The following is a 25,801-nucleotide window of genomic DNA, read 5'->3' on the forward strand; positions in this document are numbered from 1 at the left end:
TTGCCGGTATTTTTGTTTGGATCGCGCAACCTTTACCGTGCCTTCATAAGTATACTCGTGATCTGCCTTTACCAAGTCTTGGAACCCGGCCGCTCCGGCGTACCCTGCATTGTCATTAACACGGTCTACCGGCAAAAGCTGCAGATATAGGCAAGCGTATCAATCTTGTGTTTTTGCGCCGGTGATATTGTCATATCTGCCCAGGTTAGCCTAGGTAAATGCTCCCGTGCGGGTTGTCCTTTGCCGTGCTACCCGTTGATATTGCTGTCAGCAGCCTGTTCAATACCGATTCATTTTAACAAACTGTCAGTGTTAATTTCATCGCGCAGTTTATCATTCTTTGCCCCTCACTGGTCGAAGTTTAGCAATAGCGTACTTCAACCTAAAACCATATACAAGCATCCTGCTTGCGTCATAAAACAAAAATACGCGTCAAAAAAGCCACGCCGGAGAGACGTGTACAAAACGATGCAACAGTACCATACGCTGAAGCAGGTGTTTATCATTACCGATCACCAGGGCAACGCGCGGGTAAGCTTTGAAGATAACCGCAGCGGGCAGGCCCGATTTGCAACTACAGCCCCCTACTCCCTTTCAATCAAACAAACCGCATAGGCCACAACGCCTTCTTCACGGCCAATAAAGCCCATTTGTTCGTTAGTAGTAGCTTTAATGGAAATATCCTCTTCACTAATAGCGGCCGCTTCGGCTATATAGGTTTTCATTGCGGGGATATGCGGGTTGATCTTTGGCGCTTCAAGGCATACCATGGCATCGATATTGCCGATGGTGAAACCCTTTTCCTTTATCAGGGCAACCACATGCTGCAAAAGGATCAGGCTGCTGATGCCTTTCCAGCGGTCGTCTTTATTTGAAAAATGAAAGCCTATATCGCGCAGGTTTGCTGCCCCCAGCAGGGCATCGCAAATGGCATGTAATAATACATCGGCATCTGAGTGGCCGTAAGCGCCGGCATGGTGCTCAAGTTTAACTCCGCCTAAAACAAACGGGTGACTTTCTTTTAACTGGTGTACATCAAACCCAAAACCTACCTTAATTTTACCCATTATCTTCTTGAAGCATTTGTTGTACCGCCAAAATTTGCCGACAAAGTGAAGCGCAAAGTATTGGCCAGGGCACTATTTTGCTGGCTGGCCGCCAGGTACGAGAAATCGAAATCAAAAATACTGTATTTAAAGCCAATACCCATGGTAACATAATGCCTGTCGCCTTTGTTGGGGTTTTCATAAAAATAGCCCGCCCTTACAGCAAACTGTTTATTGTACCAATATTCAACGCCCGGCGAAAAGCTGATCTCTTTCAATTCCTCGCTAAAACCACCTGGTGCATCGCCAAACGATTGAAAAAGGCCCGCAGGCACCGATACATTATCATCTTTGCCTTTGATGATCTTACCATCCGCATCGCGCAGGGGTGGTGTGGGTACCAGCAGCTTGTTGATATCAAAGGTTGCTGTAAACTCATTAACATCATCTAACTGCCAGGTGTTGGCTACGCCTAATTTCAGGTTAGCCGGCAAAAAATATTTATTACCCACATCGCTGTAGCTGATCTTGGTACCAATATTGGAAATGTGTGTTCCAAAAGCAAAAGTATTGCCATCACCATAAGGCGCGGTGTAATATAACGAAACATCTGCAGCGAAGGCATTGCCCGCTTTGGTAGTCTGGCCCGAGCTGGTTGCAAACGCGATACTTGATATATTGGAATGAATGTATCGCGCAGTCAGGCCCAATGAAAAATTATCGCCAAACTTACGGGCAAATGAAACATCTAACGAATACTCGTTTGGCGTATAATTACCCTGATCGTTGGCATTTTCATCGGCAAGCGGGATAGAACCATAATTAAAATACCGGAGCGACGCACCAAGAGTATTGCGCTCATCAATTTTATGGGCATAGCTGAGGTATGACAAACTGATATCGGGCACGAGATGCCTTAACCAGGGACTGTATGATACCGATAACGCATCGTTACTTTCCAAAAACGCAAGCTTTGACGGGTTCCAGAAATTTGCATTTACATCCGGCGACAAAGCTACGCCTGCATCCCCCATAGCCCCCGAACGCGAATCAGGTGAAATATTTAAAAAAGGGACTTCGCTGGGAATTGCATTGATATTACTTCCGTTAGGATTTGTTTGCGCAGCGACAGCAAGCGGTAATAAAAATGGGGTAATAATAGCAAGGCCTCGCAATGTAAAAAACTTCATTTGTAGGAGTTAGGTTGTAACAATTTGTATTTTATAAATATAGGGCCATGACTTGCTTTACATTTTCAAGTCCGCACTTTTTGCTGAAAGTTAAATCAAAAAATTAAATCAACGCAACTAATTTCATCAATTTTTCGTTAAAACCTCCGATAATTGTACTATTTATTTCGAAATAATGGTTCATAAGCATAAGCACTGTATCCATTTTTTTATAAATTTACCACTTAATATAACTGTAAAAATATGAAAATACTTTTTACTAAAACTGCTCTGGGATTGTTGGCTTTAGGTGCCGTGATGAGTAGCTGCAGTAAACGTGAGCAATCGCAAAAAACGGGTATAACTTATAACGATAAAAATAACGGCGGTTATGAGCGTTTCAGGCAAAGTCACCCATCTCCGGGACCGGGATTGGTACCTATTGAGGGTGGTACTTTTGTTATGGGTGGCAGTGCCGACCAGGACATAACTTACGACTATAATAACGTACGCCGCAGGGTTACCGTACCATCTTTTTACATGGACGAAACCGAAGTATCAAACCAGGACTGGCTTGATTACCTGCATTGGATAAACATTACTTTCCCGCAGGACCGCGAGTTATATTACAATGCGGTGCCTGATACATTGGTTTGGCGCCATGCGTTATCTTATAACGAGCCATATGTAGATAATTATCTGCGCCACCCTGCTTTTCAGGATTACCCGGTTGTAGGTGTAACCTGGGACCAGGCACAGGATTATTGCTCATGGCGTACCGACCGTACCAACGAAAACATTTTACGTGAAACCGGGAAACTGGTAGCCTGGAAAGACCAGGGTAAAAAAGGCGGCGGCGGTGATGCCGGCGTTGCAGCTAACGGGCAACCATTCAATACAGATATTTATTTAAACGGTCAGATGACCGGTGCAGGTGTCGACGGTAAAAAAATGATGCCTAACCTGAGCCCTAATGCCCAGGCGGGCACAGGCAAGGGAGGCAAAGCCGTTAGGCCTGTACGTATGGAAGACGGTATCCTTAAACAGGCATATCGCCTGCCATCAGAAGCCGAATGGGAATATGCAGCATTAGCCCTTGCAGGAAACACTCAATTTGAAAACATTGACGACGGCAAAATATATACCTGGAATGGCATGGGCGTACGTTCGGCTAAAAGCAAAACCCGTGGCTTGATCATGGCAAACTTTAAACGCGGCAGCGGCGACAACGCCGGTGTTGGCGGCTACCTGAACGATAAGGCAGACATTACCGCCCCTGTACGTTCATATGCTCCTAATGATTTTGGCCTATATAACATGGCGGGTAACGTTAACGAATGGGTTGCTGATACTTATCGTCAAACATCATTTGAGGAGTTTGAAGATTTTAACCCTTTCCGTGGTAACGAGTTTTCAAACAAACGCCTTGCGGATCCAAGCAAAGGACTGTATGCAAAAGATAAATACGGCAAGCCAATCAAAGACCCTGCACATGCTAATAAAAAGCTAAAATACAGCGAGCTTTTAGCATTACAGCAACAGAATACAGCCGCGCAAAGCGCCAATCCAAACACGCCGCTTGCAACTACTCAAACAGGTTCGCTGCCGGTTGATTCATTACTGCCTAAAAATTCGGGTAAAGCTTACGATCCGGATGCAAGGGGCGAAAAAGATGAAGTTAACAAGGCGCTTTACGGAACAACCACACTGGTTAACGACCACTCTAAGGTATACAAGGGCGGGTCATGGAACGATATGGCGTTTTGGTTAAACCCCGCTACCCGCCGTTTTATGGATCAGGACGTGGCAAGCGCCGAAGTTGGTTTCCGCTGCGCAATGACCTTAGTTGGCGCTCCTGAAATTAACCCTAATGGCAAACCGCATTACCCGGTTAAAAAAGCGAAGCCGTTTAAAACAAAATAATTTTTATAACAGATATTTGAATGAGGCCTTTCAGTAATGAGAGGCCTTATTTGTTTTCAGTTGTATCTATCCATCAATCGGCTCAACCCATTGGCTTCGCCAGGCCGGGGCTTCGAAGGGATTGGCGAAATACTGCGTTTCATGTATTACCTTATCATTACGAAACTCCATAATACTTACCGTGTAAGCCAGCTGTTCCTGATAGTTAATAATATATTCCGTGATCCAGGTATCACCTTTTCCGAGGATCCTCCTGACACGGAAACCCGATGGTTTACCGGGATGATGCCCGCGCAATGCCTGTAAATTACTTCGCCCAAAAATCCGTTCGCCCGACTGGGGATAATCACAAATAACATCATCATCGTAGATATCATGTTCGGCGTTTATATCGCCGGCTGCTGATGCCTGCCAGTGTGCATTCAGGGCCGCAAGTATTTGGTCATCTTCCATGGTTTATTTAATTTATGTTTCATTATGTTTTATTTATTGATTGGTATATCAATAACAGCCGAATCGCATTGTGTGGTCATCTCTCTTTTAATATATATATCCCAAATAAAAATCCCGGATAACAATACGTTATCCGGGATTTTTATTTGGGAAAAGTTTTATTTACTAATCAATAGCCGTCATTTTGAACCAATTTAGGATTAGCCAAAATTTCGCGCTGGGGGATCGGGAACACCAGTCTCGGCGAATTGTAAGGAAGTGCGCCTGCACTTTGTTTTAGTCTTTTTGCATCGTGCAGAAAAAATCCACCTTCAAATGCAAGTTCGTGCCTGCGCTCCGTTAATATAGCAGCAAGATTTACAGTTACTAAAGGATCAAGGCCAGCCCTCTGCCTGATGGTATTAACGTCACTTGCCGGCGTTGCACCTGTGGATGTTCCACCACGGAGGTTAGCTTCGGCACGGATAAGATACATCTCCGCAAGGCGCACCACATGAACATTTCCATATTGGTTATCAAACTTCTTAGTCCTGTTAACCGAGGTAATAGTATAAAACTGTCCTCTTACATCGTCGGCTTCAAATTCTGCTAAAAAATCGTCGGTTATTTTGATATCGCCACGCCCTCCGTTTGCTGATGAGGCATAAAATTCATTCAAACTATTTATACCCTGCTGTTGGGTAACCTGTATAGCAAAGATATCTTCAGTAGTATTTTCCTGATGCGATGGTTTGCTTGACAGCAAAAACTCTTTAGTATAATCAGGTACAAGCGAAAACGCCCCAGATGTAATAACAGCATTGGCTTCCTTTAAGGCATTAGTATAATCGCCCTTTTGCAGATAAAGCCTTGCAAGGACTGCCGAGGCAGAGTATTTATTGGCATAGAAGTCATTATCCTCCGGCAGCTTGCTTTTGGCAGCCGTTAAATCGCTAATAGCCTGATCATAAACCTGTTTAACTGTAGACCGGCCAACTTTAGCCCCCTCGCTATCAGCAGAGGTAGTTGGAGTTGATACAATAGCGGCTGCTAAGTTAGTTGATGGATCTCCATCATTCCATGACTTTCCAAACAAGCGGGCTAAGTCAAAGTACATCAAGCCTCTTATAAATTTAGCTTCCCCCTCCCATCTTGCTTTATCATCTGCATTATCAGCTTTATCTAAATTGGCAAGCACGGTGTTGGCCTGATTTATTACCTGGTAGGCATCCAACCAGGTATTTTCAACAAAACTATTATCTCTTGTTATCGCCTGCACCGTAATTTGCGTTAAACCTGTATAAGTACCAGTCCAGGTTATTTCAGCCTGCGCCGCTAACAAATCAGGCTCCATAAATATACGGCCGCCATAAAGATCAACCTGTCCTAAACGATTATAAGTACCAACTAAAACACCCTGAACATCTTTGGCGGTCTTAATAGCCTGGTTTTGATCAACAGATTCAACCGGCTTAATATTAAGCTGCTTATTGCATGCGCTTAAGCATACCATTAATGCTGTCGCCGATATATATATAAACTTCATCTTTCTCATTTCTGTGTTTTTTTAATGTTATAAGCCTATATTAATACCAAATATTATAGTGCGGGGCTGCGGGGCCGAGTAAAAGTCATTACTCAAATCAACATTACTTGGCAACTCGTCTGAGTTTACTTCAGGATCCCATCCTTTGTACTTGGTAATTAAAAACAGGTTATAGGCACTGGCATATACCCTTATTTTTTGCAGCCTCAATTTGCTAACCACCGCTTTTGGCAATGTATAACCTAATGTTACTGTTTTGCAACGAACATAGCTGGCCCCTGAAAGGTACCTGCTTGAAGTACTGATGCCATTTCCATAAAATAAACGTGGCTCAGGTATATCGGTTATGTCACCGGGCTTATTCCAGTATTTTAACTGGTCGATAGTTTGGTTATCGAAGCCGTTCCCTGCACTTGTGCTCATATATTGGCCTCCATTGTTATACACTTTGTAGCCAAACGCTCCCTGGAATGTTACCGCCAATTCAATTCCGTTGTAACCAAATGTATTTGTAATACCTCCGTAGTACTTAGGTGTAGGTGAGCCTACCACAACATTTTGTGCCTGAGTAGGATCATTTGTTTTAGTACGGTCCAGCTTTCCGTCGGTTCCCTTTGCGTTTTTGTAATATAATGCATCTCCATTGGCAGGATCTACCCCTGCATATTCGGGCATGTAGAATACGCCTATCGGCTGGCCGGCCATTACATAATTGATATTATTATCAGTTATAACCTGGCCTTTTATATCTTTAATCAGGTTTTTTTGGTATGAAGCATTTAAGCTGGTTGACCATTTGAACTTACCAACAAAATTATCTGATGATAATTCGAGCTCAAACCCTTTATTAGATAGTTTACCAAGATTTTGCAGTTGCCTTGATATGCCCAACGTACCGGGAAGGTTCACGTTTAATAAAAGATCGCGGGTATTTTTCTTATAATAATCAAAACTACCTGATAACCTGTTGTTAAAGAAACCAAAATCAACAGCTAAGTCAAGTGCTGCGGTTGTTTCCCATTTTAAGTTTGGATTAACTATCTGTGAAAAACGCTGACCACCTACTCCATTATAATTTGCTGCGGAAAACAAACCTAATGATGAGAAATTACCAATATTAGCGTTACCTGTTAAACCATAACTTGCTCTAACTTTTAAATTGCTAAGCAGGTTATTGTTCTTCAAAAAGTCCTCTTCTGTTAGTATCCAGCCTACCGAGCCTGATGGATAAAATCCATAGCGATTGTTTGAACCAAACCTTGATGATCCGTCTTCGCGGATACTTCCCGAAAACAGGTATTTTCCTTTATAGGCATAATTGGCCCTAAAGAAATAGGCTAAAAAACTGTAGGGGCTATCATATGATGCACCTGAAACAATTACTGCTGCCGCGGTTAGTTTTTTATAAGCATCAGAGGCAAACTCCTGCCCCTGTACATCGTTACCAACAGTACGGGATTTCTGGTAGGTTGTTCCCAACGTTAAATCCAATGAATGATCCTGACCAAAAATATTTTTATAACTAAAATAGTTATTGGTATTATAGTTCAATACTTGTGTGGTTGTATTTTGACCAAAACCGTTGTTAGTACCTGTATTACGGAAAGTAGCACTTCCATAGTAACTATCTTCAGCCTGGTTTAATTGATCAATACCAAATTCCGAACGGAATGTTAAACCTTTTACTATCTCCCAATTGGCATATACGTTACCAATAGTGCGGTAAACTGTCGCCTGATAAAACGCATTATTCTTGCTGATCAACGGGTTATAATACAATGGAAAATCTTCTGATTCGCCCGGAGGGGTACCGCTTATTAAGCCACTGCGCGGGTCAATTAATGGTGTTATTGGGGATAAAGCCACTGATTGCAAAGGTGTACTAAACGCGTTATCGTTTGACACCCTGTTATTGATGGTATTTGCAAAACTTAAGTTCATGCCGATACTTAAATTTTTATCAATCTTGCTGTCTAAATTTAAACGTCCTGAGTACCTTTTAAAGCTGTTACCTATCAATATACCGGTTTGATCGAGGTACTGCCCGCCCATATAATAAGTTGTCTTGTCGTTACCTCCCGATATATTTAAATCATACTGTTGCTGAGGTGCGCTTTGATACGCGGCCTTTTCCCAGTTTGTATTGATTTTGCCCGTTTTCCAATCGTCTGTACCACCTGAAAGGAAAGTAAGATTATCTTCAACGTATGATTTATAATCGGCGATGGCATCATCAAGTGTATCATAAAATCCAGCGGCGAAATCCTGCTTGGCTGCACCTTCACCGGCCCGTTGCATTATCTGTACAAATTGCTTGGCGTCCAAAAATTCACGGTGCCTTGACGGCGTACTTTTACCATATGATGCTGAAAAGTTAACTTTAGGAGTGCCTGCCTTACCTTTTTTTGTGGTTATCACAACCACACCATTAGAAGCCCGTGCACCGTAAATAGCAGCTGCCGATGCATCTTTTAATATCTGTACAGATTCGATATCATTAAAGTTGATATCAGCCAAAGGATTAGTTGGAGCATCCGTACTTGATAAATTGTCGGTGGTTATAGGCATACCATCCAAAATATATAATGGCTCCGACCCTGCAGATATCGAAGATGAGCCACGTACCCTAACTTGAATCCCTTGCCCAAGTTTTCCATTTCCTGATTGAATATATACACCGGCTGTTTTACCCTGGATAGCCTGCTCAATAGAGGTGGTTGGGGTGCCTTCAATTTCCTTTGCAGATACTGAGGATATTGACCCTGTGATATTAGCCTTTTTTTGAGTACCGTAACCAACTACCACAACTTCTGTCAACTGTTTTGAATCACTGGTTAGCTGGACATCAACGACGTTACCGCTGATTGGCTGTTCGGATAGTTTAAATCCCAAAAAATTAAAAGCCAAAACTTTGGCGGTAGCAGGTACGCTTAATTTGTAGCTGCCATTAATGTCGGTTTGGGTGCCCAACCCGGTTACGCCTTTTACGGTTACGCTTACTCCCGGTAAGGGCGAGCCGTCTTTCTGGTCGGTTACTTTACCTGTAATAACCCGGTTTTGAGCAAAAACCATAGTCATACAAGAAACCAGTAACATGACTGTTAGTAGATGTTTCTTCATAAAAGTTAATATTGTTAATTAAGAAAGTAAGTTCGTAAAAAAAATGTGCAAAAACAACAAAAGCCTTAAAATCACGTTGCATCCATTGCAAAAATGTTATTATCGCACATTAAGACAATAACACTCAGTTAAAATTGCATTAATATTTGTCCTTTTTCAACTTTATCGCCGGGCTTTATTAATATTTTTTCTACCGTTACATCGGCCGGCGATTTGATAATATTCTCCATTTTCATGGCTTCAAGCACAAAGAGATTATCACCTTTTTTTATGATATCTCCTTTATTTACAAATACTTTCAAAACTAAACCCGGCATAGGGGCTTTTATTTCGCTAATCCTGGCACTGTTTAAATCGCTAAATCCAAGTTTATCAAGCAGTATATCAAACTGATCTTTAGCGGTAACATGATAGATATTATTATTAACCTTTATTTCAGCCGTTTTTTCGTCACCGTTAAAATTAGCTATCTCGACATTGTATGAGCGGTTGCTCTCAATAATATGGTAGATTCCCGGCCTTAACTGTTTAATGTCGGCTTCACTTTTAACCCCGTTAATAAGTAGGCCTGCTGCAACGGTTCTTTCAGCTTCAATATTGTATTGGTCATTAATACTTAATTTATACATAGGATTTAGATTTGAAGATAAGCGGTTAATATATAATTTGTTTAGGGATTGCTATAAAGCTAAACATATTATTATTAACCACAAATATTGAATAAGCAAACTGCCCCCTTATTTGATAGTATAAAAAAAGATGCGTAAAAGACTACAGGCTGAAAGCGGCTGTTATTGAGTGAAAATATATTGAATTAAATTTGCGCCCATTTTAAGGGCTTTTTGGCGGGCTTCCTGGGTATCGCCGGCATATGTACCATAATCCTCCCATCCGTTGCCTAAATCGCACTCATAGGTGTAAAAACAAACCAGCCTGCCTTTGTATATCAAACCAAAGCCCTGGGCACGCTTGCCGTCATGCTCATGAATTTTGGGCAAGCCGTTCGGGAAGTCATATTTTTGATGATAAATGGGATGATTAACCGGTAACTCAACAAAATCGAGCTCGGGAAATACCTTTTTCATTTGCGGGCGAATGTATTGGTCGAGTCCGTAATTATCATCAATATGCAAAAAGCCTCCGCCCGTGAGGTATTTACGCAGGTTACGGGCTTCCTGGTCGGAGAAGATCACATTGCCGTGCCCTGTCATAAAAGTAAAAGGATAATTAAACAAAGAAGCACTACCTGCTTCAACTACCTCATCGTCATCATCAAAATTGGTTTTTAGGTTTTCATTACAAAATTTGATCAGGTTAGGTAAGGCTGTGCGGTCGCCATACCAGTCGCCGCCGCCGCTGTATTTAAGGCGGGCAATTTTATAGGCAGGCGCATTAAAGGCGCTCATGGCTATAGCCGCAAATAAAATAACCAATGCTAACGCTACCCTTTTCATACCCTGTTTAAAAAGTTCACCTCAAAACAAGCCTCCAGCGCAGCAGTTTCCGTACGCAGGCGGCTTGTACCTAAAGATATTGGTTTAAACCCGTTGTGCAAAGCCTTATCAATCTCAGCAGGAGCAAAATCCCCTTCCGGGCCTATCAATATTAAATAACGGCCTTGCGGAGTTATTTCGTCTTTCAGGCTGAATTTATCTCCGGGTCCGCAATGGGCAATAAATTTTTGCCCTTCAAAAGGCTTGTCGAGTAGTTGGTTTAGCGTTAATGGCTCATTTAATAGCGGGTGATATGCTTTAAGGGATTGCTTGATAGCCGCTGTAATAATTTTATTTAAACGCTCTGCCTTGGCCTCCTTACGTTCCGAACGTTGGGTGATAATTAACGACACCTCATCAATACCTATCTCTGTAGCCTTCTCTAAAAACCACTCCAAACGTTCTATATTTTTGGTTGGCGCTACCGCGAGGTGCAGGTAATGGTTGCGTTTATCAAATTCGGTAGTTACGGATGTAATTTTAAGAATGGTACGCTTAGGATGGGCGTCATGGATCTGGGCGGTATACAGGCCTCCCCTGCCGTCAATCAACTGTACTTCATCACCTGCTTCAAGGCGCAGTACACGGATAGCGTGTTTGCTTTCCTCTTCGCTTAGAAAGTATTGGGGATGCGAGGCGTCAATATCGGGTGTATAAAAAAGTTGCATTATGGAAAAAGCAGATTAATGTAAATCTACTGCATCTTCTTCATTTATCAGTAATTCGAGTTTAACTGATTCGATATTCTGGTCGGACTTTTTCAGTACGGTAATATTATATCCGTTAGATTCCTTCTGCTCACCTACATCGGGGATCTTTCCGAAGATATCTCCAAGCCAGCCGGATACGGTATCAAAGTCGCCATCTTCAGGTAAATCATGGGGCAGATGCTCGTTCACATCGTAAATAGAGGCAAGTGCATTAACTATAAACTCACGCTCATTCACCTTTTCAACTATAGGCTTTTCTTCATCATACTCATCCTGGATCTCGCCAACAAGCTCTTCTACGATATCCTCCAACGTAACCATACCGGCCGTGCCGCCAAACTCATCAAGTACAATAGCTATCTGGATGCGTTTTTGCTGCAGTTCGGCCATCAGATCATTGATCTTTTTGGTCTCGGGGATGAAATACGGTTTGCGGATAATATCTTTCAGTACAATCTCCTCATTGCGGGCCAGCAATGGCAAAATATCCTTGGCATGCACAATGCCGATGATCTTATCTATCACATCGTCGTAAACGGGCATCCGCGAATAACCTTCGTTGATGATCATATCCAGCAGCTCTTCTTTTGTTGAAGCAATATCCACACCCGAGATCTTGGTACGCGGCACCATAATGTTTTTCACCACCCGTTCGTTAAAGTCAAACACGTTTTGGATCAGTTCGTGCTCATTTGAGTCGAGTGCGCCGGTCTCTTTACCCTGCTCCAACAGGTATTGCAGTTCTTCCGAGCTGTGATGGGTTTCGCTGCCTTCAACAGTACTTATACCTAACAATTTTAAAATGAAATTTGCAAAATTATTAAGCACCCATATAAATGGCCTGAAAACCACAAAGAAGAACCTGAGCGGCAATGAAACAGCCATCACCGTACGTACCGATTTTTGGATAGCTAACGATTTAGGCGCAAGCTCACCAAAAACAATATGCATAATGGTAATAAAGCTGAAAGCCAGGATATGGCTGGCCGTAATATAACCGGGAGAAAGGGTTATACCCACGCTCAGAAAAGCGCGGATTACGAGGTTGGTAGCAACCTCCTCGCCCACTACACCAAGGGCCAGCGAAGCAATGGTAATACCCAGCTGCGTAGCAGCCAGGTAACCATCTAAATTATGCAGTATGCCCCGGGCAACTTTGGCAACGCCGCTGCCGCCTTTGGCCCTTATTTCAATTTGCGAACCCCGAACCCTCACCATGGCAAACTCTGCGGCTACGAAAAAGCCATTGAGTAAAACCAAAAATATGGTAGCGAAAATGTAAAATAAACTAATCTCGTAATGTGCGGGGTCCATTTATTTATGATTGATACACAGGGAACGTAGACTTGTACAGCTCCAAACTCTCGTTTATCACTTTATGTGCATAACGTACACCTAACAAATGTTCGATGGTTACGTTTTTGCCTTCCAATTTTTTGTAATCTTTAAAAAAGCGAACAATTTCGGTCATGGCATGCGGAGGCAGCTCATTTAAATCGTTGATGTAATTTACCGACATGTCATTTTTAGCTACAGCTATGATCTTATCATCCTGCTCGCCATTATCAACCATGTGCATTACACCCACTACTTTAGCCTCTATGATCGACATTGGAAAAACATCGATTGAGCAAAGTACAAGGATATCCAAAGGGTCTTTATCATCGCAATAGGTTTGAGGGATAAAGCCGTAGTTAGCCGGGTACATTACAGACGAGAACAATACACGATCGAGTTTTAACAAACCCGATTCCTTATCAATTTCATATTTTGCCTTTGAACCTTTAGGGATCTCAATGATAGCATTTACTACTTCAGGAATATTGTCACCCGGTGAAACTTGGTGCCATGGATGTTGAGTACTCATTTATTATTTGTTATAGTATATAAATTATTAACTAATCTGTTTTTTCGTTTTTCTCACGAAGTTTCTTCTTAACGTAAGCAATAACCAGCGGAATTGTTGTAATTACAATCAATCCCAGTACAATATATTGCAGATAATCCTGCAATTGGGGGAACCTTCGCCCTAAAAAAAAACCGCCCAAAGTAAATGCACATACCCAGGCCACGCTGCCAATAAGGTTATAAATTGAAAATCTTTTAATATCAACCTTAACAACTCCTGCAAATATAGGAGCAAATGTTCTAACAATAGGGAAAAATCTCCCTAAAATAAGTGCCATCCCCCCATGCTTGTTGTAAAACTCACTGGCCAGTACCACGTACCGCCGCTTAAAAAAGAGTGAGTCGTTTTTATTGAATAATACCGGCCCCGTTCGGTAACCAAACCAATACCCGGTAAAATTACCTAACACCCCGGCACCTATTAATGATAATACCAGCGTGGCTATAGAAACATCAACTTTACCCGCCGCGCACAATAAACCCGCCATAAACAGCAGGTAATCGCCGGGCAAAAAGAAACCAAAGAATAAACCGGTTTCTGCGAAAACAACAATAAGCAAGAGATAAAAACCACCCCTGCTTATTATGGATTGAGCGTCAGTTAAATTTTGAAGGTATTCCCAGAAACTTTCCATTCACTATATCTGTAAAACTACAAATATTATATCAATTTGCAGTTATCAATACTGATTATATGAAACGGGCTATAAGATCGGGATAAACGCCTATGAGGATTGTAGCGAGGGCCGAAAGTGCAAATACTACTTTGTAATAAACCGGCACTGTAAGCTCAGCACGTTCGTCGGTACGGAAGTACATAGCGATAATAACCCTGAAATAGTAAAAGATACTAATGATAGCGTTAATCACTGCTATAATAACTAAACCGATATGATAACGGCTTACCGCTCCCGAAAACATGAAGAATTTACCGATGAAGCCTGCAGTAAGCGGGATCCCCGCCAATGAAAGCATAGCTACTGTTAATACCAATGCCAGGAAAGGGTTCTTTTTACCCAAACCGTTAAAGCTTTCAAAGTTGTCGCTTCCGTTTTGTTGCTGTACCAATATTAAACTGCCAAATGCGATAATTGAAGCTATAGAATAGGCCGTAGCATACACAAACACCGAGTTATCTGAAGCAGCCCCTAAAGACACAATAGCAAATAACAGGTAGCCCGCGTGCGAGATGCTTGAAAATGCCAACATACGTTTAAAGCTTTGCTGATACAACGCGGTGATATTGCCTATAAATAAGGTGATAATAGTAATTACAAGTATTATTGGTGTCCAGAAGTCGGATAATGGCTGGAAACAGGCAGAGAACAAACGCAGGAAAGCTGCGAAACCCGCCGTTTTAACTACTGTAGACATGAAAGCCGTGATGAGCGTAGGCGCGCCTTCGTATACGTCGGGCGTCCAGAAATGGAAGGGGGCTGCACCTACTTTAAAGCATAAGCCAACTATGATAAGGGCTATGCCTGTATAAAACATAGGGTCGATATGCGGATGATTAATTACATACTCCCTGATAGCATCCATATTGAATGAACCATATGACCCATATAACAGCGCCATGCCAAACAGCAGGAAGCCGGTTGAAAAGGCACCCATTAAAAAGTATTTTAAAGCAGCCTCGTTCGATGCAAAATCGCTCTTTTTAATACCTGCCAAAATGTACAGGCTAACAGACATGATCTCGATGCCGATAAACAGCATCACCAGGTTATTGAATGATACCATCACAATTATGCCTGTAAGCGAAAACAAAATGATGGCATAATACTCGGCGGTATGCCTGCTGATCCGCTCAAAGTAACCTTTCGACAACAGCAGGATCAGTATGGTAGATATAATGGTAACGCTTGAAAATACAACAGAGAAATTGTTGAACAGCAGCATGCCGGTATAAAGCGGCTCGGCCGTATCTTTTGAAGTCCATTGGCAAATTGCAAAACCTAAAGCAGCCAGTAACCCTATAACGGTAACGGGCAGCAAAGCCTTTTGCGCTTTATATAACCCTAAATACAGCAGCACTATAGGTAAAACAGATATGATGATTATAGTATTCATTCTTTTCTTTAAAATCTTAAACCTACATTGTAAACTTTGAACCTATCTGATTTACCAGTTGCGTCACCGCAGCCTCAGAAATATGCAGAATAGGCTGAGGATAAATACCTAATACAATAACCAGGGCACAAATGATGCACAACGTTAGCTTTTCAGTACCGCTAACATCAGCAAAGGTAGCCGTAAGCGGATTGGTTTCGCCCTGCATTACATTTTTGTAAAGGCGCAGCATGTAAACCGCACCAAATATAATGGTTAAGCCGGCCACAGATGCCAACACCAGGTTTACATAGTGCTGTACGCTAAAATCAAATACACCTTTTAGCAACAGGAACTCCCCAATAAAACCATTGGTAAGCGGTAAGCCTACAGTACCTAATAATATAATCAGGAAACCTATTGCAAATTTGGGGGCTACCTTCGCGATACCGCCAAGCTGGCTTATCTCGCGGGTATTTAGCCTGCGGCTGATGATGTCCCAGATAAAGAACATACCAACAACGTTGATACCGTGGTTAAGCATCTGGATCATGGCTCCCTGAACACCGGCAATATTCCAGGCAAAAATACCTGCAGCAATCAGGCCAACGTGCGCTATTGACGAATAAGCCACCAGGCGTTTTCCGTCTTTTTGCTTAAAGGCGATGATGGAAGCATATACCACGCCTATAACCCCAAGGATCATAGCCAAAGCCTGGAAATGATAAAAGCCAAGCGGGGCATTAGGGATCATCCAGCGGATGGCACCGTAAATACCCATTTTAAGCATGATGCCCGATAACATCATGGTACCGCCAGACGGGGCTTCGGTATAAGTATCCGGCTGCCAGGTATGGAAAGGGAACAAAGGCATCTTGATGGCAAACGCCAGGAAAAACGCCCAGAAGATCCAGTTTTGATGTTTAACATCCAAAGTCATTTTGTAGAAATTGTGGATGTCAAAAGTTTTATCAGGCGATTGCAGGTACAGGTAGATAATGCCTACCAGCATAAACAGCGAACCGGCAAAAGTGTAGATGAAAAATTTAATGGTAATGCGGATGCGGTTTTCGCCTCCCCAAAGGGCGCATATAAAGTAGATAGGGATCAATGCCGCTTCCCATCCAACGTAAAACAAAAATCCGTCGAGAGCGGTGAACACAACCAACATACCGGCCTGCATAAATAAAATGAGGCCATAAAAAGCGCCTTCATTTTTGTATTGATGCTGATAGGTTGTTAAAATAATTAAAGGTACAAGCACCGAGGTCAATAAAACCAGCACCATGCTGATCCCGTCGATACCTGCACTAAAGTAAATTCCAAAACTGCTGATCCATGGCACATCGATAACAAACTGGGTTGATGCATCCGGAACAAATTTGCTTAAAAATATAAGCGCTATTACCAGTTGGGCAACAGAGAAAAATAATGCTGCGTGTTTAGCTATCCCATTTTTAAGCAGGGCAACTATAACGGCGGCAACTATTGGCAAAAAAAGTAATATACTAACGGTCATTTTTATGTTGCTAAACGCTTATCGTTTATATTTTAGTTAATCCAAATACGCTATACAGTAATACCGCGATAATTCCCAGTACCATTACAAATATGTAGAACCCTACGTTACCGGTTTGCAGCAGGCGCAGGCCTTTACTGGTTTCAATTGTACCCCTGCCAATTCCATTCACCAGACCATCTATACCCAAACGCTCTATGATATTATAGAAGAAGTCTGAAAGCCAGTCGAGCGGTTTACGAACTATCAGGTCATAAAGCTCATCCAGGTAAAACTTATGGTATGATAGGCTGGTCAACGCAGGGCGTTCTTCAGTATCAGCAACCGGTACGCTGCCGTTTTTGGCGTATTTCATATAGGCATAAGCCATAGCAGCAAAAGCCAATGCTACCGAGGTACCCATCAATGCATACTCAAGTGATTCGGACAAATGATGCTCGCCCAAAATCTCGTTTGATTTATGGAAAACAGGCTCCAGGAAATGTGCCAATTCATGATGTCCATGCAATACTTCCGGCACACCTATAAAACCGCCTACAATTGAAAGGATAGCCAATACGATAAGTGGAATTGTCATTGTTGGAGGCGATTCATGTAAATGATGCTCCTGTTCATGGGTACCACGGAATTTCCCGTAAAAAGTAAGGTACATCATCCTGAACATATAGAACGAAGTTAACATAGCGGTTAATACACCTATAGCCCAAAATACAGGGCTATGCGCGTAAGCATGTGCCAATATTTCATCTTTTGAAAAGAAACCCGCCAAAGGAGGAATACCCGCAATGGCAACGGTACCAATCATCATGGTGGTGAAAGTAGTTTTGATCTTTCCTTTCAATCCGCCCATTTTGCGCATATCCTGCTCGCCGCTCATGGCGTGGATCACAGACCCTGCACCGAGGAATAACAAAGCTTTAAAGAAAGCGTGTGTTAATACGTGGAAGAAAGCACCGGTATAAGCACCTACACCCAGGCCTAAAAACATATACCCTAATTGAGATACCGTTGAATAGGCCAATACTTTTTTAATATCTGTTTGTGTTAACGCGATGAGTGCTGCAATAAGCGCCGTTGCCAAACCAACATAAGCTATGATCTCCATCGTATCTGGCGATAAAGTATAAAATATGTTTGAACGGGCAATCATATAGATACCTGCTGTAACCATGGTAGCAGCGTGGATCAAAGCCGAAACCGGGGTTGGGCCGGCCATCGCATCAGGCAACCAGGTAAATAAAGGTAATTGTGCAGATTTACCGCAGGCACCAATAAACAGTAATATCGTTATTATAAACAGCGGACCGGCGCCTGATTTCATAGTAGCTGCCTTCGGGAAGATCTCTGCAAACTGGATACTGCCGAAAACATAAATTATAGTGAAGATCCCTAATAAAAAGCCAAGGTCGCCGATACGGTTCATCACAAACGCTTTCTTGGCGGCATCTGCATAATCGGGATTGGTAAACCAGAAACCGATAAGCAGGTATGAGCATAAACCTACACCCTCCCATCCAATAAACATGATGAGATAGTTTGAGCCTAAAACCAGCAAAAGCATGAAGAAAACGAACAGGTTGAGATAAGCGAAAAACTTTCCGAAACCTTCGTCGTCATGCATATAACCAATAGAATACAGGTGGATCAGGAAACCAACACCCGTTATGATCAGCAGCATAATAGCACTTAACTGATCGATGAGAAATGCGAAAGGAAATTTTAATGCGCCAACCGCAAACCAGGTAAAGTAGTTAACATTAATAGGAACTCCTGTTGATTTTACCTGGAAAAAAGCTGCAATGCTTAAACCAAATGATACCAGTACAAGCAAACTGCCAATAAAGCCAATTACACTTTTTGATAATGAATTACGGCCAAGTCCGTTTATAACAAAACCGGCTAACGGTAGTATTGGAATAAGCCAGATATATTGATTCATAAGCCCCCTCTAAATCTCCCCCGGCAGGGGAGACTTTTATTTTTAATTGTTTTATAAAAAATCCCTCTAATGAAAGATATTGAATATTTGCTTTAACGCTTTTTACCTGTTGTATAAATTCCCTAAAATCTCTGTTCACAGAAAGATTTTAGGCCCTCCCTTCAGGGGAGGGTTGGGTGGGGCTACCACTTCAACCTGTTCAGTACGTTGATATCAATTGAGTTGGTGTTACGGTAGATCATCACGATGATAGCCAAACCTACTGCAACTTCGGCAGCGGCCAGCGCCATGATAAAAAATACGAATACCTGCCCGGTAGCATCACCCCTGTATACCGAAAACGCGGTAAGCAACAGGTTAACCGAGTTAAGCATCAACTCAACCGACATAAAGATCACGATAGCATTACGGCGGATTAATACGCCCATTACGCCTATAGCAAAAATGATAGTGCTTAATAATATGTAATGATTAAGCGGCACGGCGTGCATAGTATTTGTTAAACTTTCCATTATGCTGCTTTAGGTTCTTTTTCTTTAGTGGCCAATAATACCGCGCCTACCATTGCTGATAAAAGCAATACAGATGACACTTCAAATGGCAATAAAAATTCGTTGAACAATACTTTACCTAAGTTTTTTACAAGGCCCAGATCAGGGTTTTGTAATAATACCGGGTTTGATGCGCCAATAAGTTTTAACGACGATGCAACAGCAACAGCTAAGATCCCGCCGCCAAAAACACCCGCTATTTTAACCATGAAAGGCTTTACAGGCTCCGACTCCTTATTAAGGTTGATGAGCATCAGCGTATACAGGAATAATACCAATATAGCGCCCATGTACACAATGAAGTTTACAATCGCCAAAAATTGAGCGTTAAGCAAAATGTAGTGGATGGTGAAAGTAAAAAAAGTAAGGATCAGATAAAGGATACTATGTACCGGATTTTTGGCCGAGATTACCAATATCGAAAAGAATATGGACAAAAATGCGATGAAGTAAAATGTACTCATGTTTTTATTTACAAAATACCTTTACCCTTTTAGGCAGGGCAAAGGTATAAAACTTCTTTATTGATTTAAGGGTGCTTCTACTAATTTGTCTTTACCGTAAATAAAATCCTTCCTTAAGTAGTCGGCAGGTACAATATCACCGTCAAGATAAATAGCTTCTTTAGGGCAGGCCTCTTCGCACAAACCGCAAAAAATGCAGCGCAGCATATTGATTTCATAAACAGCAGCGTATTTCTCTTCACGATACAGGTGCTCCTCGCCTTTCTGGCGTTCGGCAGCTGTCATGGTAATAGCTTCTGCCGGGCATGATAACGCGCAAAGGCCGCAGGCGGTGCAACGTTCCCTGCCATCCTCATCACGTTTAAGCGAATGCATGCCACGGAAATTCTCTGAAAATTCACGCTTTTCTTCAGGATAGCTGATGGTTACCGGCTTTTTGAAAAAGTGTTTCATTGTAGTGGACAAACCGCCCACAATGGCCGGCAGGTAAGCACGCTCCAAAAAATTGAGTGGCTTAACTTCCAGTACTTTTCGTTTATTGCTTAATGATTCCATTTGATTAATATCCAAAGTGTGTAAGTAATGTGCTGCCCACACCGGTAAGCACTATATTGGCAATAGCCAATGGTATTAATATTTTCCAGCCCAGGTCCATCAACTGGTCATAACGGAAACGCGGGATTGTCCAGCGTACCCACATGAAGAAGAAGATAGAGAAGAAGATCTTACCAAATAATATAACAACACCTAATATGGTTGCTGCGTTTGGTCCAGCCCACGCAGCAAAATTATCCATGAATGGATAGTTATAACCGCCCCAGTACAGGGTAGCCATTACTGCCGATGAGATGAACATGTTGATATACTCGGCAAACAGGTAAAAACCTAATTTCATTGATGAGTACTCGGTGTGATAACCGCCTACAAGTTCGGTTTCGCACTCGGGTAAATCGAATGGAGAGCGGTTGGTTTCGGCAAAGGCACAAACCAGGAACAATATAAAACCAAGTGGTTGCCTCCAAACGTTCCAGGCAAAACCGTGTTGCTGCTCGGCAATTTCTTTAAGGCTTAGCGTACCTGTAAGCATCAGCAAAGCAATGATGGATAAACCCATCGAAATTTCGTAGCTGATGTTTTGCGAAGCCGCGCGGATAGCACCTAATAATGAATATTTATTGTTTGATGCCCAGCCACCAATCATGATACCGTAAACGCCCAGCGATACCACACCAAAAATGTACAATACACCTACGTTGATATCGGTAACCTGCAAATCAAAAGTACGGCCGCCTATTTGAATAGCCGATCCCCATGGAATAACAGCCGAACCGATACAAGCAGTTAAAATTGCCAGTGAAGGCCCCACAATGAACAGGAAGCCGGTTGCATTGGTTGGGATGATCTCTTCTTTCAAAAACATCTTGCCACCATCGGCAAGGGGCTGTAAAATACCCCAGGGACCTGCACGGTTAGGGCCAATCCTATCCTGGAAAAATGCAGCAACTTTACGTTCGGCATAGGTTGAATACATAGCTACAACCAGGCTGATAGCGAAAATCACAACGATCAGTACGATCCTGAATATTAAATCGGTAGTTTCCATTATAAGCGGGTCTCCCTTTCAAATTGTTCTTTATTGGCTTCCATCAATACCGGGTTGGTTTTAACAACCGGCAGCGGTGTAAACTCGTAATGGTTAGCGCTGATCACCGATTGATGCGATACTTTACGCGGGCCTTCAATAACCCAGTCGGCAGTTTTCTTTTTGTCGAAACGGCAGGTATTGCAGATAAACTCCTCAACCTCACCATAAACATCCTTACGACCGGTTACCCTGATCACATCTTCGCCTTTATACCAAAGTGTTACTTTACCGCAGCATTTATCGCAATCGCGGTGTGCTTCAACCGGCTTGGTGAACCATACACGGTTTTTAAAGCGGAAGGTTTTATCAGTTAATGCGCCTACCGGGCAAACGTCAATCATGTTACCCGAAAAATCGTTATCAACAGCTTTGCTGATGTAAGTGGAGATTTCAGAATGATCGCCCCTGTTCAGGATCCCGTGTAAACGGGTATTGGTGATCTGATCGGCAGTGAACACGCAACGGTAGCAAAGGATGCAACGGGTCATGTGCAGCTGGATCTTATCACCTATATCGATCTTCTCAAATGTGCGGCGGTCAAATTCATAGCGGGTTTTTGCGGCGCCATGCTCAAAGCCAAGGTCCTGCAAGTGGCATTCGCCGGCCTGATCGCACACAGGGCAATCAAGCGGGTGATTGATCAGCAGCATTTCTACCACGCCTTTACGTGCTTCAATAACCTCAGGCGAAGTGATATTTTGTACCTCCATCCCATCCATAACACCGGTACGGCATGAAGCTACCAGCTTAGGCATAGGGCGCGGATCTTTTTCTGATCCTTTGGTAACCTTAACCAAACAGGTACGGCATTTACCGCCGCTACCAGCCAGTTTGGAGTAATAGCACATAGCAGGCGGAACAATGTCGCCCCCTATCTGCCTTGCGGCATTCAGGATGCTTGTTCCGGGTTCTACATCAACGGTTATTCCGTCTATTGTTACTTTCATTGACATTTAATAATAACGTCGTTTGTTAATTTCTAAAATCTCTGTTCTCAAACTAAAGCTCAAAAACTTCCGTCATTGCGAGGTACGAAGCAATCCCCGATTTGCAGGTACGCCCTGTACAGTTAGGGATTGCTTCGTACCTCGCAATGACGTTTTACTATTTACGCAGTCTCCACAACTTTCAGCGGATCAGCATAATGTGCCAAACCATAGTTTCTTGAAGTTGCTTCGCTTGCATTTGTTACATGCCACTCAAACTCATCCCTGAAATGGCGGATAGCGCTGGCCACCGGCCATGCTGCCGCGTCACCCAGCGGACAAATGGTATTTCCTTCTATTTTCTTAGATACATCAACCAGCAGGTCCATGTCGCTCATTTTGCCATGGCCGTACTCCAGGCGGTGCAATACTTTTTCCATCCAGCCGGTACCTTCACGGCAAGGCGAACATTGTCCGCAGCTTTCATGATGGTAAAAACGGGCGAAGTTCCAGGTATTACGTACGATACAGGCATCTTCATCATAAGCGATGAAACCGCCCGAACCCAACATAGTACCACTTACGAAACCACCATCTGATAATGATTCATAGCTCATCAAACGGGCTTCGTTATTGATAGTCTTCAGGATCAGGTTAGCCGGTAAAATTGGCACCGATGAACCACCTGCAACAACAGCTTTTAAGCGTTTTCCATTGGCGATACCACCGCAATACTCATCCGAATAAATAAATTCTTCAACAGGTACACCGAGTTCAATTTCGTAAACGCCCGGCTTTTTCAAGTTACCGCCTGCAGATATCAATTTGGTACCTGTACTACGACCGATACCTATTTTAGCATACTCGTCGCCGCCTTCGTTAATGATCGGCACAACAGCAGCAATTGATTCAACGTTGTTGACTACCGTAGGACAGCCATATAAACCGGCTATAGCTGGAAACGGTGGTTTAATACGCGGGTTACCACGTTTACCTTCCAATGATTCCAACAACGCGGTTTCTTCACCGCAGATGTAGGCACCACCGCCTGGTTGAACGTAAAGCTCAAGATCGTAACCTGTACCTAAGATGTTTTTTCCTAAGAAACCTTTTGCTTTTGCTTCGGCGATAGCCCTTTCCAGGATCCTTACCTGCGGCATCATTTCGCCGCGCAGGTAGATGTATGATGTATTAGCACCAAGCGCAAAGCTTGCTACTATCATGCCCTCAATCAGTAAGTGAGGGATGTAAGTCATCAAATAACGGTCTTTAAAGGTTCCCGGCTCTGATTCATCGCCATTGCAAACCAGGTAACGTGCTACGCCTTCGGGTTTAGCCAGAAAGCTCCACTTCATACCTGTAGGAAAGCCTGCACCACCACGGCCGCGCAGGCCTGATTTTTTAACCTCCTCAACAATCGCTTCGGGCGACATGGTTTTTAATGCTTTCTCGACAGAAGCATAGCCACCTTTTGAGCGGTAAACATCAAATGTATTGATGCCGGGTACGTTTATATGTTCTAAAAGTAATTTCCGTCCCATAGCTTAATTCTTAGCTTTCGCTTTTAAATCACTGATCAGTTTATCTACCGACTCATTGGTCAGGTTTTCATAAAATGTATATTCGGGGCCTATCTGTAATACCGGGCCATAGCCACAGGCAGCAAGGCACTCAACACCGCGCCAGCTAAATAAGCCATCGGGAGTAACTTCTCCTTCTTTTACGCCAAGTGTTTCCTCAATATGATCCATGATCTTTTCGGCACCTACCAGGCAGCAACCGCTTGTACGGCAAACTTCCAGTACGTATTTGCCCTGCGGGCGTAAAAAGTACATGGTATAAAATGTGGCAACCTCATATACCTCGATAGGCAGGATGCTCAAGTATTCGGCAACCTTATCCATTGCAGGTGCGCTCACCCAGCCAAATTCGGCCTGTACCAGGTGAAGGATCGGCAATAAGCCCGATTTTTGTTTTCCCTGCGGATAACGGCTAACTATCTCATCAAATTTGCTGATCAGTGCCGGCGAAAATTCAACCGGTTCCTGAGCTTCGTCAACTCTAAGCATCTAACTCTCCGGCTATAACGTTTAAACTACTCATGTTAATAATAGCATCTGATAATAACATACCACGGCTCATTGGCGCATACATCTGGTAATTGATGAAGCTTGGCCTGCGGAAATGCAAACGGTACGGCGAACGGCCACCATCATTAACCAGGTAAAAGCCCAGCTCGCCGTTAGCACCTTCAACCGAATGATAAACCTCGGTGGTTGGGGTTGGAATTTCGCCCATCACAATTTTAAAGTGATAGATCAAAGCTTCCATATTATTATATACTTCCTCTTTTGGAGGCAGGTAAAATTCAGGTACATCGGCATGAAAAATATCGCTTGGCTCTTTATCAAGCTTGGCTAATGCCTGCTCAATGATCCTTAAGCTTTGCCACATTTCTTCGTTACGAACCAAAAAGCGATTGTAAACGTCACCATTATCACCTACCGGAACTTCAAATTCAAAGTCTTCGTATGATGAATATGGGTTCATGGCCCTAACGTCATAATCAACACCGGCAGCGCGTAAAAGAGGGCCTGTCCAGCTGTAGCTCAAAGCAGTTTCGGCGCTAACGGCCGCTACATCCCTGGTACGGTCAACGAAGATCCTGTTGCGGTTAAACAGGCTTTCAAACTCTTTAAGGGTTTTAGGGAAATTTTTTAAAAACGCGCGCAGCTTATCAAAGGCACGGCTATTGAAGTTACGTTCAAAACCACCTATACGGCCAATGTTGGTTGTAAGGCGCGATCCGCAAACTTCCTCGTATATTTCATAAATAGCCTCGCGGTGCTCCATCATGTACAGGAAGCCTGTAAATGCGCCGGTATCCACACCCAATACACCATTACAAATAATATGATCGCTTATACGCGCAAGCTCCATTACAATTACACGCAGGTAATCAACACGCTTAGGAATCTGGATATTTAAAAGCTTTTCAACCGTCATGTGCCAGCCCATATTGTTGATAGGCGATGAACAGTAGTTTAAACGGTCGGTAAGTGGGGTGATCTGGTAAAACGGCCTGTGTTCGGCAATTTTTTCAAATGCGCGGTGTATATAACCAATGGTTGATACACCACTAACGATACGCTCACCATCCAGCTGGAGCACATTTTGAAACACACCATGGGTGGCAGGGTGCGTTGGGCCCAGGTTTAGGGTTGACAGTTCGTTTTGCGGATCGTTATCTGTATATACAGGATGATTTTGCATCAGTATTGTTATTAGAGTCAGGAATCAAGAAGGCAAGAATCAAGATAAAAACTTGTTCCCGCTTCTTATTTCCTAATTTCTTGAT

At 42.9% G+C, this 25,801-nt stretch carries 24 protein-coding genes; 2 read left to right on the top strand and 22 right to left on the bottom strand.

The features are described 5' to 3' along the window. Nucleotides 1–468: 468 nt before the first annotated feature. On the top strand, nucleotides 469–615 hold the full coding sequence (locus SNE26_RS16875; protein WP_321555096.1) for a hypothetical protein: 147 nt from the start codon (nucleotides 469–471) through the stop codon (nucleotides 613–615). Here the strand turns inward: SNE26_RS16875 and ispF are convergent. Both ispF and porV read right to left on the bottom strand, forming a co-directional pair. Next, nucleotides 585–1,067, bottom strand: coding sequence for a 2-C-methyl-D-erythritol 2,4-cyclodiphosphate synthase (gene ispF / locus SNE26_RS16880; RefSeq protein WP_321555097.1), 483 nt, complete (start codon nucleotides 1,065–1,067; stop codon nucleotides 585–587). The genes SNE26_RS16875 and ispF overlap by 31 nt on opposite strands. Further along, nucleotides 1,067–2,236, bottom strand: coding sequence for a type IX secretion system outer membrane channel protein PorV (gene porV / locus SNE26_RS16885; protein WP_321555098.1), 1,170 nt, complete (start codon nucleotides 2,234–2,236; stop codon nucleotides 1,067–1,069). The genes ispF and porV overlap by 1 nt, the downstream gene beginning before the upstream one ends. Before the next feature lie 243 nt (nucleotides 2,237–2,479). Between porV and SNE26_RS16890 the strand changes: the two genes are divergently transcribed. Continuing rightward, complete coding sequence (locus tag SNE26_RS16890; RefSeq protein ID WP_321555099.1) at nucleotides 2,480–4,138, top strand: SUMF1/EgtB/PvdO family nonheme iron enzyme; 1,659 nt, start codon at nucleotides 2,480–2,482, stop codon at nucleotides 4,136–4,138. Nucleotides 4,139–4,204: 66 nt separating this feature from the next. Here the strand turns inward: SNE26_RS16890 and SNE26_RS16895 are convergent, their stop codons facing one another. From SNE26_RS16895 to SNE26_RS16990, 20 genes are all read right to left on the bottom strand, one after another. Continuing rightward, nucleotides 4,205–4,591 (bottom strand): hypothetical protein, encoded by a 387-nt coding sequence (locus SNE26_RS16895; protein WP_321555100.1) that lies wholly within the window; start codon nucleotides 4,589–4,591, stop codon nucleotides 4,205–4,207. Nucleotides 4,592–4,760: 169 nt separating this feature from the next. Continuing rightward, the gene (locus SNE26_RS16900) at nucleotides 4,761–6,125 is read right to left on the bottom strand and encodes a RagB/SusD family nutrient uptake outer membrane protein (protein WP_321555101.1); all 1,365 of its coding nucleotides are present in this window, start codon (nucleotides 6,123–6,125) and stop codon (nucleotides 4,761–4,763) included. Nucleotides 6,126–6,143: 18 nt separating this feature from the next. Further along, complete coding sequence (locus SNE26_RS16905) at nucleotides 6,144–9,236, bottom strand: TonB-dependent receptor (RefSeq protein WP_321555102.1); 3,093 nt, start codon at nucleotides 9,234–9,236, stop codon at nucleotides 6,144–6,146. A 128-nt stretch (nucleotides 9,237–9,364) separates the two neighbouring features. Next, nucleotides 9,365–9,865, bottom strand: coding sequence for a biotin/lipoyl-containing protein (locus tag SNE26_RS16910; protein WP_321555103.1), 501 nt, complete (start codon nucleotides 9,863–9,865; stop codon nucleotides 9,365–9,367). 162 nt (nucleotides 9,866–10,027) lie between these two features. Continuing rightward, nucleotides 10,028–10,642, bottom strand: a complete 615-nt coding sequence (locus SNE26_RS16915; RefSeq protein WP_373695603.1) for a DUF4159 domain-containing protein — start codon at nucleotides 10,640–10,642, stop codon at nucleotides 10,028–10,030. 44 nt (nucleotides 10,643–10,686) lie between these two features. Beyond that, nucleotides 10,687–11,397: a 16S rRNA (uracil(1498)-N(3))-methyltransferase gene (locus SNE26_RS16920; RefSeq protein ID WP_321555105.1), complete on the bottom strand. Its 711-nt coding sequence runs from the start codon at nucleotides 11,395–11,397 to the stop codon at nucleotides 10,687–10,689. 15 nt (nucleotides 11,398–11,412) lie between these two features. Further along, complete coding sequence (locus tag SNE26_RS16925) at nucleotides 11,413–12,753, bottom strand: hemolysin family protein (protein WP_090533890.1); 1,341 nt, start codon at nucleotides 12,751–12,753, stop codon at nucleotides 11,413–11,415. 4 nt (nucleotides 12,754–12,757) lie between these two features. Continuing rightward, nucleotides 12,758–13,306 (bottom strand): inorganic diphosphatase, encoded by a 549-nt coding sequence (locus SNE26_RS16930; RefSeq protein ID WP_112575925.1) that lies wholly within the window; start codon nucleotides 13,304–13,306, stop codon nucleotides 12,758–12,760. A gap of 31 nt (nucleotides 13,307–13,337) precedes the next feature. After that, entirely contained in the window at nucleotides 13,338–13,982 is a 645-nt protein-coding gene (locus SNE26_RS16935; protein WP_321555106.1) for a VTT domain-containing protein, read from the bottom strand. Between the two features lie 55 nt (nucleotides 13,983–14,037). Continuing rightward, entirely contained in the window at nucleotides 14,038–15,420 is a 1,383-nt protein-coding gene (locus SNE26_RS16940) for an NADH-quinone oxidoreductase subunit N (protein WP_321555107.1), read from the bottom strand. Nucleotides 15,421–15,442: 22 nt separating this feature from the next. Beyond that, a complete protein-coding gene (locus SNE26_RS16945; protein ID WP_321555108.1) occupies nucleotides 15,443–16,918 on the bottom strand; it encodes an NADH-quinone oxidoreductase subunit M in 1,476 nt (491 codons plus the stop codon). A 25-nt stretch (nucleotides 16,919–16,943) separates the two neighbouring features. Then, on the bottom strand, nucleotides 16,944–18,857 hold the full coding sequence (nuoL, locus tag SNE26_RS16950) for an NADH-quinone oxidoreductase subunit L (RefSeq protein ID WP_321555109.1): 1,914 nt from the start codon (nucleotides 18,855–18,857) through the stop codon (nucleotides 16,944–16,946). 182 nt (nucleotides 18,858–19,039) lie between these two features. Then, nucleotides 19,040–19,369 carry an NADH-quinone oxidoreductase subunit NuoK gene (gene nuoK, locus SNE26_RS16955; RefSeq protein WP_090533902.1) on the bottom strand — a complete coding sequence of 110 codons (330 nt, stop codon included), beginning with the start codon at nucleotides 19,367–19,369 and terminating at the stop codon, nucleotides 19,040–19,042. Next, nucleotides 19,369–19,872: an NADH-quinone oxidoreductase subunit J gene (locus SNE26_RS16960; RefSeq protein WP_321555110.1), complete on the bottom strand. Its 504-nt coding sequence runs from the start codon at nucleotides 19,870–19,872 to the stop codon at nucleotides 19,369–19,371. The genes nuoK and SNE26_RS16960 overlap by 1 nt, the downstream gene beginning before the upstream one ends. Before the next feature lie 57 nt (nucleotides 19,873–19,929). After that, a complete protein-coding gene (locus tag SNE26_RS16965; protein WP_090533905.1) occupies nucleotides 19,930–20,427 on the bottom strand; it encodes an NADH-quinone oxidoreductase subunit I in 498 nt (165 codons plus the stop codon). A 4-nt stretch (nucleotides 20,428–20,431) separates the two neighbouring features. After that, entirely contained in the window at nucleotides 20,432–21,475 is a 1,044-nt protein-coding gene (gene nuoH / locus SNE26_RS16970; protein WP_321555111.1) for an NADH-quinone oxidoreductase subunit NuoH, read from the bottom strand. Further along, nucleotides 21,475–22,464, bottom strand: a complete 990-nt coding sequence (locus tag SNE26_RS16975; RefSeq protein WP_373695580.1) for a 2Fe-2S iron-sulfur cluster-binding protein — start codon at nucleotides 22,462–22,464, stop codon at nucleotides 21,475–21,477. Before SNE26_RS16975 ends, nuoH begins: the two co-directional genes overlap by 1 nt. 161 nt (nucleotides 22,465–22,625) lie before the next feature. Beyond that, nucleotides 22,626–23,984 carry an NADH-quinone oxidoreductase subunit NuoF gene (gene nuoF / locus SNE26_RS16980; protein WP_321555113.1) on the bottom strand — a complete coding sequence of 453 codons (1,359 nt, stop codon included), beginning with the start codon at nucleotides 23,982–23,984 and terminating at the stop codon, nucleotides 22,626–22,628. 3 nt (nucleotides 23,985–23,987) lie between these two features. Next, a complete protein-coding gene (locus SNE26_RS16985) occupies nucleotides 23,988–24,512 on the bottom strand; it encodes an NAD(P)H-dependent oxidoreductase subunit E (protein WP_321555114.1) in 525 nt (174 codons plus the stop codon). Next, the gene (locus SNE26_RS16990; RefSeq protein WP_321555115.1) at nucleotides 24,505–25,716 is read right to left on the bottom strand and encodes an NADH-quinone oxidoreductase subunit D; all 1,212 of its coding nucleotides are present in this window, start codon (nucleotides 25,714–25,716) and stop codon (nucleotides 24,505–24,507) included. Before SNE26_RS16990 ends, SNE26_RS16985 begins: the two co-directional genes overlap by 8 nt. Between the last annotated feature and the right edge of the window lie 85 nt (nucleotides 25,717–25,801).

This window comes from Mucilaginibacter sp. cycad4, from assembly GCF_034263275.1.
In the GTDB taxonomy this organism is placed as follows: Bacteria; Bacteroidota; Bacteroidia; order Sphingobacteriales; family Sphingobacteriaceae; genus Mucilaginibacter.